The organism is Microbacterium sp. NPDC089698 (assembly GCF_044749045.1).
Taxonomy (GTDB): domain Bacteria; phylum Actinomycetota; class Actinomycetes; order Actinomycetales; family Microbacteriaceae; genus Microbacterium.
Genome location: NZ_JBIVHE010000004.1, coordinates 222,900 through 241,837 on the forward strand (window position 1 = coordinate 222,900; position 18,938 = coordinate 241,837).

Annotated in this window: 17 protein-coding genes; 3 read left to right on the forward strand and 14 right to left on the reverse strand. The window is 65.9% G+C overall.

From position 1 onward, the window contains the following. The first annotated feature begins 7 nt into the window (after positions 1-7). Together ACIPY5_RS12980 and ACIPY5_RS12985 are read left to right on the forward strand one after the other, a co-directional pair. A complete protein-coding gene (locus ACIPY5_RS12980; protein WP_400971381.1) occupies positions 8-1,111 on the forward strand; it encodes a glycosyltransferase in 1,104 nt (367 codons plus the stop codon). Positions 1,112-1,139: 28 nt separating this feature from the next. Beyond that, complete coding sequence (locus tag ACIPY5_RS12985; RefSeq protein WP_400971383.1) at positions 1,140-1,631, forward strand: VanZ family protein; 492 nt, start codon at positions 1,140-1,142, stop codon at positions 1,629-1,631. A gap of 7 nt (positions 1,632-1,638) precedes the next feature. Here the strand turns inward: ACIPY5_RS12985 and ACIPY5_RS12990 are convergent, their stop codons facing one another. The 9 genes from ACIPY5_RS12990 to ACIPY5_RS13030 all read right to left on the reverse strand — a co-directional run bounded on the left by ACIPY5_RS12990 (position 1,639) and on the right by ACIPY5_RS13030 (position 12,239). Further along, positions 1,639-3,450 carry a DUF4012 domain-containing protein gene (locus tag ACIPY5_RS12990; RefSeq protein ID WP_400971385.1) on the reverse strand — a complete coding sequence of 604 codons (1,812 nt, stop codon included), beginning with the start codon at positions 3,448-3,450 and terminating at the stop codon, positions 1,639-1,641. A gap of 59 nt (positions 3,451-3,509) precedes the next feature. Beyond that, positions 3,510-4,499 (reverse strand): Gfo/Idh/MocA family oxidoreductase, encoded by a 990-nt coding sequence (locus ACIPY5_RS12995; RefSeq protein WP_400971614.1) that lies wholly within the window; start codon positions 4,497-4,499, stop codon positions 3,510-3,512. Next, on the reverse strand, positions 4,496-5,593 hold the full coding sequence (locus ACIPY5_RS13000) for a DegT/DnrJ/EryC1/StrS family aminotransferase (protein ID WP_400971387.1): 1,098 nt from the start codon (positions 5,591-5,593) through the stop codon (positions 4,496-4,498). Before ACIPY5_RS13000 ends, ACIPY5_RS12995 begins: the two co-directional genes overlap by 4 nt. After that, entirely contained in the window at positions 5,590-6,201 is a 612-nt protein-coding gene (locus tag ACIPY5_RS13005) for a DapH/DapD/GlmU-related protein (RefSeq protein ID WP_400971389.1), read from the reverse strand. Before ACIPY5_RS13005 ends, ACIPY5_RS13000 begins: the two co-directional genes overlap by 4 nt. A 35-nt stretch (positions 6,202-6,236) precedes the next feature. Continuing rightward, entirely contained in the window at positions 6,237-7,529 is a 1,293-nt protein-coding gene (locus tag ACIPY5_RS13010; protein WP_400971391.1) for a nucleotide sugar dehydrogenase, read from the reverse strand. A 75-nt stretch (positions 7,530-7,604) separates the two neighbouring features. Then, entirely contained in the window at positions 7,605-8,504 is a 900-nt protein-coding gene (locus tag ACIPY5_RS13015; RefSeq protein WP_400971393.1) for a nucleotidyltransferase family protein, read from the reverse strand. Between the two features lie 32 nt (positions 8,505-8,536). Further along, complete coding sequence (locus ACIPY5_RS13020) at positions 8,537-9,343, reverse strand: glycosyltransferase (RefSeq protein WP_400971395.1); 807 nt, start codon at positions 9,341-9,343, stop codon at positions 8,537-8,539. Positions 9,344-9,393: 50 nt separating this feature from the next. After that, complete coding sequence (locus tag ACIPY5_RS13025) at positions 9,394-10,578, reverse strand: O-antigen ligase family protein (protein WP_400971397.1); 1,185 nt, start codon at positions 10,576-10,578, stop codon at positions 9,394-9,396. A 137-nt stretch (positions 10,579-10,715) separates the two neighbouring features. Then, complete coding sequence (locus ACIPY5_RS13030) at positions 10,716-12,239, reverse strand: oligosaccharide flippase family protein (protein WP_400971399.1); 1,524 nt, start codon at positions 12,237-12,239, stop codon at positions 10,716-10,718. A 9-nt stretch (positions 12,240-12,248) separates the two neighbouring features. Between ACIPY5_RS13030 and ACIPY5_RS13035 the strand changes: the two genes are divergently transcribed. After that, positions 12,249-13,292 (forward strand): glycosyltransferase, encoded by a 1,044-nt coding sequence (locus ACIPY5_RS13035; RefSeq protein ID WP_400971616.1) that lies wholly within the window; start codon positions 12,249-12,251, stop codon positions 13,290-13,292. Positions 13,293-13,430: 138 nt separating this feature from the next. On the opposite strand, the gene ACIPY5_RS13040 is transcribed toward ACIPY5_RS13035, so the two are convergent. From ACIPY5_RS13040 to ACIPY5_RS13060, 5 genes are read right to left on the reverse strand one after another with little or no spacing between them, the layout of a single operon-like run. After that, complete coding sequence (locus tag ACIPY5_RS13040; protein WP_400971401.1) at positions 13,431-14,549, reverse strand: glycosyltransferase; 1,119 nt, start codon at positions 14,547-14,549, stop codon at positions 13,431-13,433. Between the two features lie 20 nt (positions 14,550-14,569). Then, positions 14,570-15,214 (reverse strand): acetyltransferase, encoded by a 645-nt coding sequence (locus ACIPY5_RS13045; protein ID WP_400971403.1) that lies wholly within the window; start codon positions 15,212-15,214, stop codon positions 14,570-14,572. Next, the gene (locus ACIPY5_RS13050; RefSeq protein WP_400971405.1) at positions 15,207-15,821 is read right to left on the reverse strand and encodes a sugar transferase; all 615 of its coding nucleotides are present in this window, start codon (positions 15,819-15,821) and stop codon (positions 15,207-15,209) included. Before ACIPY5_RS13050 ends, ACIPY5_RS13045 begins: the two co-directional genes overlap by 8 nt. A gap of 3 nt (positions 15,822-15,824) precedes the next feature. Then, positions 15,825-16,958: a DegT/DnrJ/EryC1/StrS family aminotransferase gene (locus tag ACIPY5_RS13055; protein WP_400971407.1), complete on the reverse strand. Its 1,134-nt coding sequence runs from the start codon at positions 16,956-16,958 to the stop codon at positions 15,825-15,827. Continuing rightward, positions 16,951-18,837: a polysaccharide biosynthesis protein gene (locus ACIPY5_RS13060; protein WP_400971409.1), complete on the reverse strand. Its 1,887-nt coding sequence runs from the start codon at positions 18,835-18,837 to the stop codon at positions 16,951-16,953. Before ACIPY5_RS13060 ends, ACIPY5_RS13055 begins: the two co-directional genes overlap by 8 nt. Between the last annotated feature and the right edge of the window lie 101 nt (positions 18,838-18,938).

Genomic DNA, 18,938 nt, shown 5'->3' on the forward strand with positions numbered 1-18,938 from the left:
GCGCGACATGGCCGGGCTGATCGTCACCGAGTGGATCGAGACCTCGGGGGGCGCGGAGCGGGTGCTGGACTCCATGGGAGAGGTCTTCCAGGACTCGGAGATCTTCTGCCTGTGGGATGACGCCCCCGGTCGGTTCGACGCGGGCCGCGTCTCCGAATCCTGGCTCTCCCGCACTCCCTTCCGCAAGCACAAGGCCGCAGCCCTCCCCCTGCTGGATGCCACGTGGCGCCGCGCTCCGGTGCGTGACGACCTCGACTGGGTGCTGGCCAGCTCCTACGTCTTCGCCCACCACGTCCGGGTGCCGGATCCGTCGGTGCCGAAGTTCGTCTATGCGCACAGTCCGGCCCGCTACTTGTGGGATCCGGAGTCCGACGAGCGCGGCCGGCATGCGATCGTCCGTGCCGCCGCGCCCCTCTTCCGCGGCGTCGATCGCCGCCGCGCACAGGAGGCCACGGCGATCGCCGCGAACAGCGAGTTCGTCCGTGACCGGATCGCGCGGGCGTGGGGGCGCGACGCGACCGTGATCCACCCGCCTGTGGCCGTCGAGGCGATCCGCATGCAGGCGGACTGGGGCGCGCAGGTCCTCGATGCCGAGGAGCGCCGCATCCTCGACGGGCTGCCGGAGACCTTCGTCATGGGCGCGTCGCGGTTCACGCCCTACAAGGCGCTGGATCTCGTGATCGCCGCTGCCGATCGTGCGGGTCTTCCCGCCGTCATCGTCGGGCGGGGACCGGATGAGTCGCGTCTCCGCGCGTGCGCGGTCGAGGCGCGTACGCCGGTCGAGTTCGTGATCGGCCCCTCGGACGCACTGATGTATGCGCTCATGCAGCGCAGCGCGGTCTTCGTCTTCCCGCCGATCGAGGACTTCGGGATCGTGCCCGTCGAGGCGCAGGCGGCCGGCACTCCCGTCGTCACCGGGCCCACCGGCGGCCAGATCGAGGCGATCCTGCCCGACGTCACAGGGGTGGTCGCCGCGTCGACGGATCCGGCGGACCTCGCCGCGGCGATCGACGCCGCGCTGCGGCTCGCCCCGTTCGACGCCGGGATCCTGAACGAGAGGTTCGGGGCGGACCGCTTCGCCCGGGAGCTGCGAGGGTTCGTCCAGGTCTGAACACGCCAGGCCGCCTATCCTGCTGTTCGTGCCTCTCGTCTCCCCGCCGATGACCGACGCCCCAGGCCCCTCGCGCGCAGTGACGCGACGCCTCGCACTGACGGCGCGGATCCTGCTCGCGCCGTACGCGATCGTCGTGCTGCTGCTCACGTGGCTGCCCGCGGAGGAGGCCGGCACGGTGACGGGTGTCGTCGCCGTGCTCGCGCGGCTGGTCGCGACGTGGGGTGTCCCTGTCGACGCCGCCTACGCCGTGTTCGAGTTCTCGGCGAACATCGCGCTGTTCACGCCGCTGGGGGCGCTCCTCGCGGTCGGCTGGCGGCGGATGCCCGCGTGGGCGATCGTCGCCACGGGGTGCGCCGCGAGCACCGTCATCGAGCTCGTGCAGCTGGCCATCCCGAGCCGCTTCTCGACGCTCTCCGACGTGATCGCCAATACGCTCGGCACGGCCGTGGGCCTCGTGATCGCTCGCGCGATCCTCCGTGCGGTCTCCTGTGGTCGGGCCGCGGACAGCGGGTCCTGAATCCGCCCTACTTGCAGGTCGGCTCGACGGTCGTCGGCGTCGCCCGCGACATCGGGGTCGTCCAGACCGTGAGGGGCCCGCCCGGTCCCGGAGCCTTGAACTCGACGTTCACGGTGTGTGTGTCGGCGAAGTGGCTGAAGACCTCGATCTTCACTGCCGGCCGTCCGAGATGCTCACCCTGGCTGAGGATGTTCGCGGGCTGCCCGTCGATGGTGATGCTGGTGAGCGATCCGCCGACGGGTCCGTAGAAGACCGCGAAGCTGCTGATGTCGCCCGGGGCGAAGTACGGACCCGTGATGTAGGAGGGGAGCTTGCCTGCCTCCTCCTCGGTCAGACTCGAAGTGAGCGTCATCGTTCCCTTGACGACCTGATCGGTGCGGCACGCATCGATCTTCATGTCCAGGTAGTAGCTCTTCTTCGATCCGGTGTTGTCGTTCAGATAGACGCCGAGAACGGACTTCTCTTTGTCGTCTGTCGGCATGATCCCGCTCATCCGTGAGTTGTCGACCAATTGGGTCTGCTGCGGATCGGCGCTCAGATAGAGCAGGCGCCCCTCGTCCGAAGCCCGGAACAGCGCCTGGATCAGCTTCACCGGCGAAGCCTTGCCCGAGGTGACGGCGGAGAAGATGGTGTCGGCAGCGGAGGCGAAGAACGCATCCTGCTCCGGCCCGGTCGGATATCTGAAGTAGACCTCGTTGAGCAGCAGCGGCACTGCGTTCTGCGCGGTCAGCTGATCGCCGGTCGCAAGCGCCACCGGCCCCGTCGCCTCGAGGATGTACGACAGCGTGACCGGGTCGATCGACAGCACCGCGTCGAAGTTCGTGCCGATGTCGCGTGCCCACCAGGCGCGCAGGATCCGAACCGAGTCGGGCAGGTTGGGGATCATCGTGAAGTCGGGCGTGTAGCGGCCGATCTTGTCCCCGAAGATGTTCACGGCCTGCGGATCAAGGTCCACGACGGGGTCCGGGCTGCCCTGATGCTTGAAGTCGGAGCTGCTGACGACCGTGCCGCGGGTGATCGTGCCGTTGTCGACCGTGATCGGCAGGAACTGCGCGGCGTTGCCGCCGAGGCTCCGCGCCTCGGAGTTCCCTTGGAACATCAGCAGATAGGTGCGGGGGCCTTTCGCGCCGAGCGCATCCGGCAGAACGCTCAGAACCTCGCGCGCGGTGGACATGGTCGGGCCCAGCTTGGTCAGCTCGGTGTCGAGCTTGGTGACGCCATCGGCGACCTGGCCGACGAGCTGGGCCTTGTCGACCTTGCCGAGAGCGGCGGTCGCCTTCTGGATCCCCGCGTCGACGGACTCGAAGGTCTTCGAGAGCGCGGTGATCGACGCAGGATCGATCCGTCCGTCCGCAATGTTGAGATCGCTCAGCTTCACGCTCGCAGCGGGCTTCACGACCTCGGTCGCGAGCCCGTCCGTCACCTCGGCGACAGTGCGGACCGCGGAGAGGTTGGACCCGACCATCGGGAGCTTCTCGGCGAAGTCCCACTGCCACCCCTTGGTCGCGGCGACCGCGGCCGCCGTCTGGGCCGAGACGGTAGCGGAACTCTTCGCCGCGGCGTCGAGATCGCCGGCGAGCACGGACTTCTGCACCTGCTGCACACCGGTCATGGCGGCCTCGAGGTGACCTCGGGCAGACATCGCCTTGTCGTAGACCTGCTTGCCGATGATCCCGCCGGCGACCGCCACCACGATCAGGACGAGGAACACGCCACCCACGATCCAGGGCCAGATCCGACGACGTCGTCGCGGCTTGGACTCGAGGCGTTCCGCACTCCGCTCACGGAGGTCACGTCGCGAAGGAGGCGTGCTGCTCATGGGTCCATCCAATCATCACCGGCATCGTGGCCTCGCCTGCATTTTCACAGCCGCAGGGCCTAGCCGAGCTTGACGGTCTCCATGAGCCTGGCCGATTCCAGCGCAGCCTCGACGACGGCGAGCGTACGCAGACCCTGCTCCATCGTCACGACGCCCGAGCGGTCGCCCAGCACCGCGTCCCGGAAGGCTTCGTGCTCCACGCGGAGCGGCTCGCGTTTGGTGAACGCGTACCGGATGACGTCCCCCTCCGAGACGCCGCGGAAGCTCGACACCGACTCCCACTCGAGCGGGATCGTGCCGTTCGCGAAGAAGGTGAGGTCACCGGTCGCGGTATCGGCGACGAACGCGCCCTTCTCCCCTGTCACGACGGTCACCCGCTCCTTCATCGGGCTCAGCCAGTTCACGATGTTGTTCACGATCACGCCGCTCTCCGTGCGGCCTGTGATGGTGATCATGTCCTCGTGCTCACGACCGCTCTTGAATGCGGTCTGTGCGAACACGCGCTCGTAATCCGACTGCACGACCCACGCCGTCAGGTCGACGTCGTGCGACGCGAGGTCCTTCGCCACGCCGACATCCGCGATCCGCGAGGGGAAGGGCCCCTGACGTCGCGTGACCACCTGGTACACCGCGCCCAGCTCACCCGCTTCGAGGCGCCGGCGAAGCTCCTGCAAAGCGGGGTTGAAGCGCTCGATGTGCCCGACCGCACCGACCAGACCGGCCTGCGAGAAGGCGTCGACCATGCGTCGTCCTGCGTCGATGCTGTGTGCGATCGGCTTCTCGACGAGGGTGTGCACCCCGGCTGCGGCGAGCTTGAGCGCCGCCTCCTCGTGGAATCGCGTCGGGACCGCGACGACGGCGGTGTCGAGGCCCGCCTCGATCAGCGCATCGATATCGGGCAGGATCTCCAGTTCGCCGGCGACGCCGTGCGGATCCCCGCCCGGATCCGCGATCGCGACGAGCTCGACGCCGTCGATCTCACGCAGGACGCGAGCATGGTGCCGCCCCATCATGCCGACGCCGAGCAGGCCGGCGCGCAGCGCCATCAGGAACCCGCCCCGGTGACGGCGTTCACCGCTGCGACGATCCGCTCGAGGTCGTTCTGGGACAGCGACGGATGCACGGGCAGCGAGACGACCTCGCGGGCTGCCCGTTCGGTCTCGGGCAGCTCCACCCCCGGCGCGAAATGCGCCAACGACGGCAGGCGGTGGTTGGGGATCGGGTAATAGACGCCCGCACCCACGTTGTGCTCCTCCTTGAGCGCCTTCACGAAGCCATCCCGGTCCTCGGGAACACGAACCGTGTACTGGTGGTAGACATGCACCGCGCCGTCGGCGACCGGAGGGACGACCACACCGCGCAAGTTCGCGTCGAGGAATGCCGCGTTGTCCTGCCGCGTCCTGGTCCACGCATCCACCTTGGTGAGCTGTACGCGGCCGATCGCGGCGTGGATGTCGGTCATGCGCGCGTTGAAGCCGATGACCTCGTTCTCGTACTGCCGCTCCATGCCCTGGTTCCGCAGGAGCTTGACCATGCGCGCGATCTCGGCGGTCGCGGTCGAGACCATCCCGCCCTCGCCGCTGGTCATGTTCTTGGTCGGATACAGGCTGAACATCGCGAACTCGCCGAACGTGCCGACGGGACGTCCGTCCAGCGCGGCGCCGTGCGCCTGCGCCGCATCTTCGTACAGGGCGATGCCCTTCTCCGCGGCGAGCGCCTCCAGCTCGCGCATGCGCGCGGGGTGCCCGTAGAGATGCACCGGCAGCACGCCGCGGGTCTTCGATGTGACCGCTGCGGCGACCGCATCGGGGTCCAACGTGAAGGTATCCGGCTCGATGTCGACGAACACCGGCGTCGCGCCCGTGAGCGCAACCGAATTGCCGGTCGCGGCGAACGTGAACGACGGCACGATGACCTCGTCGCCGGGACCGACGCCGGCGGCCAGCAGGCCGAGGTGGAGGCCGGCTGTTCCGGAGTTCACCGCGACGGCTGGACGTCCTTGCACGAAGTGCGCCGAGAACTCGGCCTCGAAGGCCGCGACCTCCGGCCCCTGCGCGACCATGCCGCTGCGGAGGACTCGATCGACGGCTTCGCGCTCGTCGTCGCCGATGATCGGCTTGGCGGGGGGAATGAAGTCGCTCACGCGTTCTCCTTCGTCAGGGTGCCGTTCTGCTCGCGGTACGTGGTGCCGCTCTGGGGACAGATCCAAATGCCGGCCTCGACACCCGCGGTCAGGGGCACTCCGGCCTCGCCGACCCAGCCGATGCGCTTCGCAGGGACCCCCGCGACGAGCGCATACTCGGGGACGTCTTTTACGACGACCGCGCCTGCGGCCACGGTCGCCCACGCGCCGATCGTCACCGGGGCGACGCACGTGGCCCGTGCTCCGATGGCCGCGCCTCTCCCGATCGTCACGCCGACCGGTTCCCAGTCGTGAGCGCTCTTGAGCGTTCCGTCCGGGTTGATCGCCCGCGGATAGGTGTCGTTGGTGAGGACGACCGCAGGGCCGATGAAGACACCATCGGCAAGACGTGCCGGTTCGTAGACGAGCGCGTAGTTCTGCACCTTGCAGTTGTCGCCCATCACCACCCCCGTGCCGACATACGCGCCTCTGCCGATGATGCAGTTCTCACCCAGTCGAGCCTGTTCCCGCACCTGTGCGAGGTGCCAGATCGACGACCCCGCTCCGATCTCGGCGTCATCCGATACGTCGGCGGAATCGACGATCCGCACGTCAGCTCTCTCAGTCACTCCGCAGCGCCCCCAATCGATGAAATGCCAGAAAGTCAGGCGGATCCGACGACGATCCGAGGCGTGCCGGCCCAGAGCGCGGCGTCGCTCGCCGCACGCCCGTCGACGAGCAGCTTCACGCCGGGGATCTGAGCGGGCGACAAGGTGCGATATTCGGCGTGGTCAGTCTGGAGCACCGCGACATCCGCCGCCTCGCCGATCGCGAAGGGCTCGAGACCGAGCGCGCGCAGCTCATCGTCCGTGTACAGCGGATCGTGCACGCGGACGTCGGCACCGCGCTGCCGCAGTGCCTGCACCGTCGGGAAGACCCCCGAGAACGCGGTCTCCTTCACCCCGCCGCGGTAGGCGGCGCCCAGCACGACGGCCGTGAGGCCGGAGAGCGAACCGAGGATCGTCTCCGCCTGGGCGACGAGTCGTTCCGGCATCGATGCGTTGAGCTGTCGCGCCGTGCGCACGATGTCCGCGTCCGGGTCGGTGGACAGGTACAAGCGCGGGTACACGGGGATGCAGTGTCCGCCCACGGCAATGCCGGGACGATGAATGTGGCTGTAGGGCTGCGAGTTGCACGCCTCGATCACCTTGTAGACGTCGATCCCGTTCGCCGCGGCGAAGAGTCCGAACTGGTTCGCAAGGCCGATGTTCACGTCGCGATAGGTCGTCTCGGCGAGCTTCGCCATCTCGGACGCTTCCGTCGTCCCGAGATCCCACACCCCGTTGGGGCGGGGCAGATCGGAACGCTCGTCGAACTGGAGCACTGCCTCGTAGAACTCGCGTGCGCGCCGCGTTCCCTCGGGCGAGAGCGCACCGATCAGCTTGGGGTACTTGCGCAGATCCTCGAAGACGCGCCCGGTGAGCACCCGCTCCGGGGAATACGCGAGGTGGAAGTCGACGCCCTCCGTCAGTCCGGAACCGGCCTCGAGCATGGGCTTCCAGCGGTTGCGCGTGGTGCCGACCGGCAGCGTCGTCTCATACGAGACGAGCGTTCCCGGAGTGAGGTGCTCCGCGAGCGACGTGGTCGCCGCGTCCATGTACTTGAAGTCGGGCTCCCAGGTCTCGTCGTTGACGAAGACGGGAGCGACCAGGACGACTACGTCGGCGCCGGGGATCGCCTCTGCGTAGTCGGTCGTCGCGCGGAGGCGACCCGACGGGATCAGTTCGGCGAGCTTCTCCTGCAGGTGCGCCTCACCGGGGAACGGCTCCAGACCCGCATTGATCGTGTCGACGGCCTTCTGGTTGACGTCGACACCGATCGCGTCATGGCCCGACGAAGCGAACTGAACGGCGAGGGGAAGCCCGATCTTTCCCAGGGCGACGACAGCGATGCGCATGAGGTCATGCTATCGGTGCGCCCCCGTAGCTCCCGGCCCCGCGTCGGCCGGACGGGTCAGGAAGCAGCCGACGATTCACCGCCTGTTGAGGAAGTACCTCATCGTGGCTTCGGAACCGCGACGCCATCGATGCACCTGGTAGGACCACATCTCACGTCGCGAAGGCAGCACGTCCGGGTCGTTCCTCGGCATGTCCTGGCGCGAGACCCAGATCGCCCTCAGCATCCACCGGGGTCTCTGCGGCCAAGGAGCCGTGCGCACCCGCTGCCACCACGCCACGCTCGACGCGTCATCGACGCGGTTCGAGAAGAGAGCCCATCGGCGCTGCTGCTCGGCATCCGCATCGACGACCACGGCACCGAGATCGGCAGTCAGGAAATAGTCACGCAATGTCCAGGCCGCACGCCCTGCGTACGCGATCGTCACGAACTCGTCACGTTCGGCAGCGGTGAATCTCTCTCTCAGCGCCGTACTGACGAGGTCGCGCTCCTCGACATGCTTCGGCGATCGGCGATCACGCTCAGCGTGCAGCGCCATGATCACGGCGCTGCCGGCTTTCGACGGCGCCTGCACGGGGCAGTGCGCCACGGAGACCTGCTCCCGCGACGACCAGAGCGCGTCGAATGCCTCAGCGGCGTCGGCGAAGAACCCGGGGAACATCCAGTGCACGTCGATGTCGCAGGGCCACTCCGGGTGGATGTATGTCATCGAATGCTGGGGCATCAGCGCGGGGGTCTCCCGACCGACCCGGGTGTGCCAGCCCCGGCTTTCGAGCGCCGAGCAGTACTCCGCGAAGCGCTCCGGCTCGATCAGGATGTCCGCGTCCGCCGAAGCTCGTGGCGGACGCAATGAGTAGTGCGAGGCGATCGGTCCTTTGAGGCTGAGGGCGCGCACGCCGAGTCCTCGAGCGATCGCCGCAGCCATTGCATGCGCAAGCTGCGTCGCGGCGTCCAACTCGAATGTTCCCGAACCCACGCTCCTCATCCTATGGACGGCATTCCAATCGATCAGCCACGTGGATGCAGCCGCCCTCGGATCGCCCGCACCGTGGTGACCGGAAGGAGTCCGCTCAGGATCGACTTTCCGATGCGCAGGTACTCCCGCGGCCCGGCGCCGAGCTTCGGATAGTACCGCAGCCGCACTCGGATCTCGTCGCCGCGATGACGCAGGGACCGCTTCGCGAAATCAGCTTTCTCGACGCGGTAGTGGTAAACGACTTTCGGAATCACATAGAGGCGATATCCGCGCAGCAGCATCTCGCACCAGAGCGCAAGGTCTTCGGCTCTCTTGTACGACTGATATCCTCCGACATCTCTGACGGCGCTGATCCGCATGATCGACGCCGCGTGGATAGGCGTGAATCCGCGCATGGCCATCTTGGCGGTCTGCTCACCGGGACGCCCCAGCACAAGCCCGGGCCCATCAGAGGAGATCTCCCGCGCCTGACCGGACACGACCGCATACTCGGGGTGCTGGGAGATCCAACCGTAGACCGATTCGAGGTAGTCGGGCTCGACCGTGTCGTCCGTATCCATGCGTGCGATGTAGTCGCCCCGCGCCTGCTCGACACCGAAGTTGAGGGCGGCGACGAAGCCTCTGTTCTCGCCATAGCCGACAACGCGAACACGATCATCGTCGAACTCGGCGGCGATCCCCCGAACATCGGTCTGGGAACCATCGTCGACGATGACGAACTCGAAACGCCGTTCAGTCTGGGCGAGAATCGAACCGATCGCGGCTCGCAGGCGATCAGGATCGGTGTTGTACTCGGCCATGACGACCGAGATCGGGATACGGTCATCAGTGCCTGCCACGCCGCTACCCTACCGACTTTCGGGATCGGTCGTTTCGAGTTCGCTGGTGCTCAGCGGCCGGCAGTGACGATCGAGGAGTCCGCGACTTCGTCCAGATTCTCGCGAGGCGCCAACGACGCATCAGATCTGCCGACGACGATGCTCAGCGCCACTCCGATCCAGAGCGTGACGCTGACTGACAGCGTCCCCGACGAGAGATAGCAAGTGACGATGAAAATGAGCATACCTCGCCCGATCACGTTCAATTGCCGAAAGACAAGCAGGAGTATCACGAGCAGAATCACCAGGGGCAGCAACCCATATGTCTCCCAAGTTTCGAGAAGAATATTGTGCGGGTAGCCCACGGGACTGATCCTGTCCAAAGGCGTGCTGTCGAAAAGAGCATCGGTCCCGGTGCCGAAGATCGGATTGGCTCGAATGGTGGACCATGCCGCCGTCCAATGATCCTCACGGACTTCCGTGTTCAGCGCATCGTTCTCACTGTTGCGCGCCCCTTGAAGATAGACATACGCCACGACCGCCGCCACCACGCTGACCATCATGAGAAGGAAATGCAGGGCAGCGCCTTCGCGCGTCTTTGCCTTCTTGCGGAAAATGACGATGAACAGAACTGCCAGTACGGCAGCGATAATTGGCCCTCTGGAGAGAGTGAGTGCCAGGGTTCCACCGAGAAGTATCAAGAAAGGCAAAAAGAACCATAGCCGTGTCCGTTGGCGGGGCCACAGCGCCAGCAAAGCGAAGAATGCGATACCCAAGAGATGTCCAGCAAATATCGGATTTGCTTGGAAAGCGCCGTATGACGCATGAAGTGCACCGCCACCGGCGACACGGATGATCTCCGCAATGGCATACACCGAGTTGCCGACGGCGAAACCCCAGATCAATTGCTCACGAGACCTCCCGTAGGAACCGATCAGCGCAATGATGACTCCAACAAGCATCGCAATGCCAATCGGAGCCCACGTCTTGCGTACGTCACCGCCGATAAACTCGCGCGCCATGACGGCGAAAAGGAAGAGAGCGAACAGCAGGACGATCTTGAACGCACCATTGCCGCCTTTGCGCCCGTACCTTAGAAGCGCCGCGACAGCCGAGACTCCCAATACTGTCAACGTCGGGATGAAGCCAGCGAGTCCCGGCAACACGACCGGGGTCACGAACCAAAGGCCGACCGTGAGACCCGCCAAGAAACCTGGCCAGCGCAACAACACGGCGAGCACAACGATCGCGCCCAAGACCCACGACACTACGTCCATTGCCGCCCAGCACCCTCTGACTCAGAAGAGTTGGAGTGTTCACGCCTCGCAACTCAGGCCCGAGCCTACTGCACGCGACCACACGACGTTCCGACTACCCCACGGCTGGCGTCGCGCTACGAGGCAGGGCGAGGGTTCGAACTGGCACCAAGCGGGCTGCGCCTGACCACGTGGAGACTCACGAACCACGTTGCCACATACGTGAGCCCGAGGCCGCAGTAGAGAGTCGCCATTGCCCAGATGAATCCGATCTGAAAATGGGAGACCACCAGCGCAGCAACCAAGATCAACGCCACACGTACTACATCGAGCACGAGGGTGATGCGCCCATGCTGCAGACTCATGAGAACTCTGCTCATCGGACTGGCCACCAACCGCGTTGCGACCGGAATAACCAGCAAAGTCATCAGGATACTAGCCTCCTGCCATTTTGCTCCGAGCAAGAAGGGTACGGCCCACTGGGCCAGCGTCATGACGAGTATGACCAGCAGCAACGACACTGAGGCAAGCGCTGTGGAAAGCCTAAGGAATACTCTTAGGATGCCTCCGGTCTGCAACCGCAATCGTTCGGCGACCTCGGCTTCCAATACCTGCGCGATGGCACCGCCCACCACGGTGATCGGAATGAAGAGGATCCTCTCCGCCATGCCCAGTTGGCCAACCTGCGAAGCTGAGAACCATAGCCCCGCGAACAGCACCGGAGCCTGCAGACCGAAGGCGTTCAAGAGTCCCGACAGCGTAAAGATCGTTGGAAACCGCCAGTACTCTTTGAGCATGGCGAGCACGTCGGGCTTCGAAAAGTGGGATAGCTCGGAGCGACTGGCCAAGAACAGTGGCACGATCCCCACGACTCTGCCAAAAGTCGCCCCCGCCATGAGTCCGACACTTGTCGCGCCCGCGAACCCGAGGCCGACCTGAGTGCCATTTATGACGAGAGATTGCGTTACGGATCGCTGCGCGACCGCCCCGTACCTGTGCTGGCGCAACGCGAGCTGACCGACAAGAGCGAAAAGCGCACTGAGAAAGCTGATCAGACCGACCCAGATCGGAAAACCCTGATATTCGCCGTTGGATGCCAATGTACCCAGCAGTTGCATGATCCCCAGCACGAGCGATGCGGCGACGGACAGTATCACTGAACTTGCGAGGGCGAGAAAGAAGATCGCCGACGTCTGGCGCTTGCTGGAAGGCAGGAGCATCGCGGACTCGAGCCGAAGAGTCAGCACAGGGGCGAGAACGCTGGACAGACTGGACGCGAGTGCGAAGACACCGAACTCGGCCGGCGTGTAGGAACGCGAGATGAAGGGAACGGCGATCAGAGTGACCAGCTGCGCTCCGATGGTGCCTCCCCCGAGCGCAACAATGCCGGAGAGTATCCGTCCGCCCCGTCCGCGCAATATCTTCAAGTGAGAGTCCTTCTGTCTATGGAATCCGAGAGCCACAGTGCGCGTCCAGCCCGGCGGCGACACCGCCATGATACCGACCGCAACCTGCACCATGACGCGGGAGGCAGCGCCGATTCGCCGCAGGTCCTTGAACGGCAGGACGACGGACGCGCCAGGTAGGCTTTGCATGTGCCGATCGATCCCCAACACGCTCCCCGCGCCGTGCTGGTTTATCTCTTCGACTTGCGATCCCACGCCCAGATCATGAGTCGAGCGCAAGCCCAATTAAGGGTGTTCAGGGATTCAGGCATAGACGCATCCGCAGTGTGCGTGGATCGTGGGCTGCGCGGTGCTCTGCCGAGTCACGTCGATTCGATCCGATCGAACGCCCCCCGCTCGCTCCGATCGTTCAGCGAGTCGCGCATGCTCGAGAACTACGTACGTCGCGCGAATCCGGATGTCGTCGTCGTCCGCTACGGATTTGCCACGGCATGGCTTCGTCGCGTCGCACGGAAAGTTCCTCTCATCCTTGAGGTCCACGCGGACGATACACGTGAACGCCCGACGAGTCGGGCCGCCCGCACGTATGCGACCTTGAGCAGCCGCGCATTCCGCCGCGGACTATTGCGGTCGACTGCGGGTGCGATGTTCGTTACGCGGGCGATCGCCGAACTGCCGGCGTTCGCTGAGCTGCGAGGGCCTCGCGCCGTCATCCCTAATGGCATCGAAGTGCCTGCCGTGCCGTTGCCCGTTCCCGCGAATGCCCGTCCTGTCATCGGCTACTCCGTTGGTTTCGATGCGCCTTGGCAGGGCCTGGACCGTCTCGCCGAGCTTGCCGACGCGCTACCCGAGTTCGACTTCCAACTGGTCGTGCCATCGCGCGAAATGGCCGCCGCTGTTGAAGGCACAGCGGTACAGATAGCGATTGCGCCGACCAGCGCTGAGTACCGCTCGCTTGTCGCCGGATTCGACGTCGCCCTTGGTACCCTCGCACTCGATCGCAAAGGTATTGATGTCGCCTCCGCGCTGAAGGTTCGCGAGAGCGTGTCGTTGGGCATTCCGACCTTGCTCTTTTCTCGTGACGAAGACCTCGACGGCGTTGATCATCCGACGCTGAGAACGGTGGCACGCGGACCTTGGGAACCAGATCGAATCGCTCCGGCTGTCCGAGTGTTCGTCGAGAGCGCGAAAGGCGCGAGGATTCCCGATGAGTTGCGGAACCTGGTTGACATCCGCGCCAAGGCCGAGAAGTACGCGCTGCTGATCAAGTCCGTGGTTCCGCGTCTTCGCAGTTCGCGGCCTGAGTAGCGGTCATTCGCGAGCTAGCGTTGTGGTACTGCGTGCGAGAGCTGGCCCGTGGCAACGGTTCGCCGACCGGAACCACCGCGTCGCTCCAGTGAGAACGTTCATCGGGTCCGGAAGCCCGGCGTCTGCGGGCGCAAGGACTCATCGCGCCGACGCATCAAAGTGGTCCGCGTACTGACGCCAGACTCGTTCCGTGGAGTAGAACTCCTCGGCCCGTGCTCGTGCTGCCGCACCCCACTCACGAACCCGATCACGGTCGCCTGCCGCGCGCTCGATCGCCGCGGCCAGTGCGACCCCGTCGCGCACCGGCACGACCAAACCGGTCTGTCCGTCTACAACCACGTCTCGGGCGCCCGTCGCCTGGGTGGTGATTGTGGGGACGCCTAACCCTGCGGCCTCAACGATCACCTGGCCGAATCCTTCACGCAAGGTGGGCAGGCAGAGTATGTCGACTTCGCGCATGTACGCTCGCGGGTCCGAGACAGACCCCACCCGTCGGATGGCGTGCTCCGTTACCAACTCGTCGATGCGACGTTCCAGCCCCGCGTCCTCGCCAGGCCCGACGATGACGGAGGCGATCTCGACACCGCGCGCCGCGAGGAGAACGAGGGCATCGAGAAGGTCCCCGACACCTTTGTCTCCCGTAATACGGCCAACGAACAGCAAGCGGAACGCGTTGCCTCGGCTCGCGAGGAAGGTTTCCGTCACCGCATCCAATGCCGGGATGTCGACAGCTTCCGCGTTGAAACGACGCAGGTCGGTGCCGAACGGGCTTCCCTCGCCGAGCACCACGACGCGCGAGGTAAGCCGCTCTTCGCGCACGAGCTCGGCAAGGCTGTGGCTGACGGCGAGCGTCTCCGTCGCCAGGCCGGCTGCGGTCTTCTCCAGAGCCCGGAAGATCCGCCGGCGAATACCCGACTCGGTCTCGTAGCGGAGACCGAGGATGTGATAGATCCGCACCGGTACACGCAGCAGCCATCCCGCCACAGAGGCCAGAAGCGATGCTTTGGGTGTCGAGAACACGAGGACGTCCGGCCGGACGCGCCGGATCGCGCGCGTGAGCCGCACAAGAGAGCGCAGATCCTGGATCGGCGAGGGATCGCGCACCATGTCGACGTCGACGATGTCCACCGCCTCCGCTTCGCCGAGGGCCGTCAGCTTGCCGGTGTCGCGCGAGATGATCGTCACGTCCCACCCGCGCTCCCGGAGGTAGCTGAGGTAGCCGCGGTAGAAGACGGTGCTGATGTCGTTCGTGATCACGAAGCACAGTCGCCGGCCCGTCATCGCGCAGGAACTCCTCGCACGGTCGCGCCGGCCGGCACGTTCTTCGTCACGCAGGCGCTGGCGGCGACGAGAGCGCCGGGACCGACCTCGAGCAGCTGCAGGACGACTGCTCCGGCGCCGATCAAGGTCTCGGAATCCACCCGGACGTCCCCCGAGATGATCGCCCCGGGGTTGATCGAGACGAAGTCCTCGAGCCGGCAGTCGTGGCCGACGATCGCGCCCGGATTGATGTGCACATGGCGGCCGAACACGATGTTCGTCGAGATCTGGGCCCCGCCGCACACGACGGACCCTTCGCCGATCCCCACCTCCGAGCCGACAACGGCCGCCGGATGGATCAGAGTGGCCGCCCGACCGCCCCAGGAGTCGATCCTCTCACTCAGCCGAGCCCGTACGGACGGGGATCCGATGCCGATGACGTACTTCGTTGAAGCGCCATAGGAACGCAGTTCCTCGATACCGCCGAGATGTGGAACCCCCAGCGCCGCGAGCCGAGCGCCGTGAACGGGCGAAGGTCCGTCATCGACCACACCGACCAGGTTCCAGACAGGTTCGGATGCGGCCGCGTTGATAGCACGAACCACGTCGATCGTCTCGCGCCCGAATCCGCCGGCACCGACGATGATGATGTCTTCAGGCATTCGTCTCCCCGAACTTCTGCATGGTCGCGTGGCCCTCTGCCGAGATCCCTTCGCGCACGAAGACCGCTCGCACGGTCGCCACAATCACCCGGGCGTCGAGGGCCACGCTCCGGTTGTCGACGTACTCGACATCCAGCGCGAACTTCTCTTCCCAGCTCAGCGCGTTCCGTCCGCTCGCCTGTGCCAACCCCGTGATGCCGGGCCTGACCTCATGGCGCCGTGCTTGCTGCGACGTGTAGCGAGGAAGATACTCGACCAGCAGCGGACGAGGCCCCACGACGCTCATGTCTCCCTTGAGAACGTTCCACAATGACGGCAGTTCGTCGAGACTCGTCGAGCGCAGCGCTCTACCGAATCGAGTGAGCCGCTGCTCATCCGTGACCAGCCCCTGTGCTGGGTCCACGTCGCGCATGGACCGGAACTTGCGCAACACGAAGACCTTGGCGTCCTTGCCGGGGCGAGGCTGGGCGAACAGCACCGGGCGCCCGAGCCTCGTCGCCACCAGAATGGCCACGACGGCGATCACCGGCGACAGCACGACCAGAGCGATCCCCGCGGCGACGACATCGAGCAGCCGCTTCAGCGGGTCGTACGCGCGCGCCGTCATCGTTCAGCGACTCCTGAGAAAGCGGTCGATGGCGCCGAAGACGCGCTCACGTTGAACCGCCGTTAGCGCAGACCCGCTGGGCAGCGTCAGCCCTCGGGCGAAGAGGCGTTCGGACGCACCGTTGAGAACGCCCCGATAGTGAGCGAAGACCGGCTGCAGGTGCATCGGCTTCCAGACGGGACGACTCTCGATGTCGTCCGCCGCCAAGGCGCTCGACAGTTCTTTCGCGTCCCATCCCGCGGTCTCGCCGTCGACGAGAATCGAGGTCAGCCAGGCGTTGTCCTCAGCGTCATCAGCCCCACCGAAGACCTCGACCCCGTCCACGTCCCGGAACACGTCCTTGTAGAGCTCCCGCATCTCGCGACGGCGAGCGAGCATGGAGTCGAGGCGCCTGAGCTGCGCGCGCCCAAGGGCTGCCAGCAGATTGCTCATCCGGTAGTTGTACCCCACGTCGACGTGCTCGTAGTGCGCGACCGGTTGGCGAGCCTGAGTCGCCAGGTATCGGACGCGCTCGGCGATGTCCCCGTCCTCGGTCAGCAGCATCCCGCCGCCCGACGTGGTCATGACCTTGTTGCCGTTGAATGACACGGCTGAGACCTGCCCGAAGCTTCCCGCGGCCCTGCCCTTGTGCGAGGCCCCCAGCGACTCCGCGGCGTCGGCCAGCACCGGCACCCCGAACTCCTCAGCGATCGCGAGGATCGACGTGTAGTCGACCGTCTTGCCCAGCAGATCCACCGGAACGATCGCACCGACACGGGATCCTTCATCACGCAGCGCTTCAAGAGCAGACTGGAGCAGTTCGGGGTCCATGTTCCCGGTCGCTTCATCGGCGTCGATGAAGAACGGTTCTGCGCCCGCGTACATGATCGCGTTCGTCGTTGCCGCAAAAGTCATGGTCGATGTCACCACGATGTCGCCGGGCTTCACGCCGAGCGTGAGCAGGCCGAGATGCAGGGCGGCCGTGCCCGAACTCAGCGCGACCCCGTGTCCCACTCCGACCCGAGCGGCGAGCTCCGCCTCGAATGCATCGACGTCGGGGCCGAGCGGCACGATCCACCCCGAGCGGATGGCCGCGACCACAGCGTCCTCCTCGCTCTGTGTGACATCCGGCGAGGACATGAGGATGCGATCAGCCATTCGGCGATTCTCCCAGGTACGGGGCACTGCTGACGACCTGATCCACCACGATCCGGTCGACCACGGCGGTGTCGTTGTTGCGCGGCTCCGCCTTCATCCGCGCTTCCCAGCCGGCCTTGTCGAGGCGCTCGGGGCTGATCGTGTCCGCGTGGGCGTGCGAGATCTGCGGGTGGAACGGACGCTCGAGGTTCTCGCGTGCTCCGACCAGCTCCTCGTGCAGCTTCTCGCCGTGGCGGAGCCCGGTGAAGACGATCTCGATGTCCTTGCCCGACATCGAGATCATGCGCTTGGCGACCTCGAGGATCGAGACGGGCTCGCCCATGTCGAGGATGAGGACCTCGCCGGCACGTCCGATGCCGCCGGCCTGGATCACCAGCTGGCACGCCTCGGGAATCGTCATGAAGTACCGGGTCGCGTCGGGATGCGTGACGGTGATCGGCTTGTCGTCCGCGATCAGGCGCTGGAACGTCGGGAGCATGGATCCGCGGCTGCCGATCACGTTCCCGAAGCGCACAGACAGATATTGCATTCCGGTCTGCTCCCCCGCCCACGCGGTGAGCTTCTCGGCCACGCGCTTGGAATGCCCCAGCACGCTGGTCGGATTCGCCGCCTTGTCGGTGGAGATGTTGACGAAGTGGCTCACCCCGACGCGACGCGCGGCCTGCAGCACGTTGAGCGAGCCGATCACATTCGTCTTCCAGGCTTCGTCGGGGTACTGCTCGAGCATCGGCAGGTGCTTGAGCGCGGCCGCATGGAAGACGACCTCGGGGCGACGGTCATCGAAGATCGCGTTCAGCACGGCTTCATCGCGGATGTCCGCGAGCACGACGTCCTTGGTATCGAGGAGGCCATTGCCCGCCGTTCCAAGCTGCGCCGTCTGCAGGCCGGTCTCGTCACGGTCGAGCATGATCAGCTCGCTGGGGCCGAACTTCGCGAGCTGGCGGCAGAGTTCGGACCCGATGGATCCGCCCGCACCGGTCACCAGCACGCGTTTGCCGGTGATGTAACCGGCGATGAGTTCCACGTTGGTGTCGACCGGGTGCCGACCGATGAGGTCTTCGATCTCGATGTCCCGGACGTCGACGGCGGCATGTCCTTCGAGCATGTAGTCGGTGATGGTGGGCGTCACCGAAACGCTCATGCCTGCGGCATCGGCCGCGTCGCTGAGCTCTCGCATCAGCACGCTGTCGGCGTTGCCGAGGGCGATCACGAGCCGCGTCGCGCCCGTTCGGGCTGCGATCTCCGCGAGTTGCGCGCGACGCCCGAGCACCGGCACACCCCGCAGACGGAGGTTCTTCTTCGCCGGGTCGTCATCGATGAGGCCGACGGGCAGGATCGGCGAACCGGGATCGGTGGTGATGGTGTGCAGCAGTCGGTCGCCGAGATAGCCGGCGCCGAGCACGAGGGTGCGCTCCGCGCTGCTCGAAGGCTTTCGCGAACGCTCGATCGTCAGCCGGGCGATGTAGCGCACGCCGAACATGAGGAGGAGGACGAACGGACCGGCCAACAGCACCGTCGCACGGGGAAGGCCGAACAGGTTGCCGGACGGCACGATCACCGAAGACAGGATCAGGGTGATCCCGGCTGCGACGAGCGCGAGCGTCCACACCTCGCTGAACGATCCGTACGGGTATCGACCGCGATACAGTGCGAGCGCGTAGCCGACGATCAGCTGCATCGCCGCGGCGATCACGCCGAGGGCGAGCGTGGCGATCCATCCGGAGAGCGGCAGCGTGAAGTCCACCCGCAGGCCGACGGCGAGGAATGTTCCGAACACCCAGGCGAAGGCGTCCAGCGTCGCCACCCAACGTCGGCGCCGCTGCCGCGTCATCAGCGCGCGTGCCGTCGTCGCCGTCTCGTCTCGGTTACCGCTCTGCACCGCGAATCCCCCTCTTCGTTCCGCGACGCGTCTCTGCGCGGACGCTCTTGTCGTCAGCAATCCCGAGGCGCGGAGCGGCGCTCCGGGCCACTCCCCCTGCG

Bases quoted from the DNA above. Each gene is read 5' to 3' on its own strand.
- ACIPY5_RS12980 (WP_400971381.1), top strand. From the start codon at position 8: ATGGCCGGGCTGATCGTCACCGAGTGGATCGAGACCTCGGGGGGCGCG.
- ACIPY5_RS12990 (WP_400971385.1), bottom strand. From the start codon at position 3,450: ATGAGCAGCACGCCTCCTTCGCGACGTGACCTCCGTGAGCGGAGTGCG.
- ACIPY5_RS13010 (WP_400971391.1), bottom strand. From the start codon at position 7,529: ATGCGCATCGCTGTCGTCGCCCTGGGAAAGATCGGGCTTCCCCTCGCC.
- ACIPY5_RS13035 (WP_400971616.1), top strand. From the start codon at position 12,249: ATGAGTCGAGCGCAAGCCCAATTAAGGGTGTTCAGGGATTCAGGCATA.
- ACIPY5_RS13045 (WP_400971403.1), bottom strand. From the start codon at position 15,214: ATGCCTGAAGACATCATCATCGTCGGTGCCGGCGGATTCGGGCGCGAG.
- ACIPY5_RS13050 (WP_400971405.1), bottom strand. From the start codon at position 15,821: ATGACGGCGCGCGCGTACGACCCGCTGAAGCGGCTGCTCGATGTCGTC.
- ACIPY5_RS13055 (WP_400971407.1), bottom strand. From the start codon at position 16,958: ATGGCTGATCGCATCCTCATGTCCTCGCCGGATGTCACACAGAGCGAG.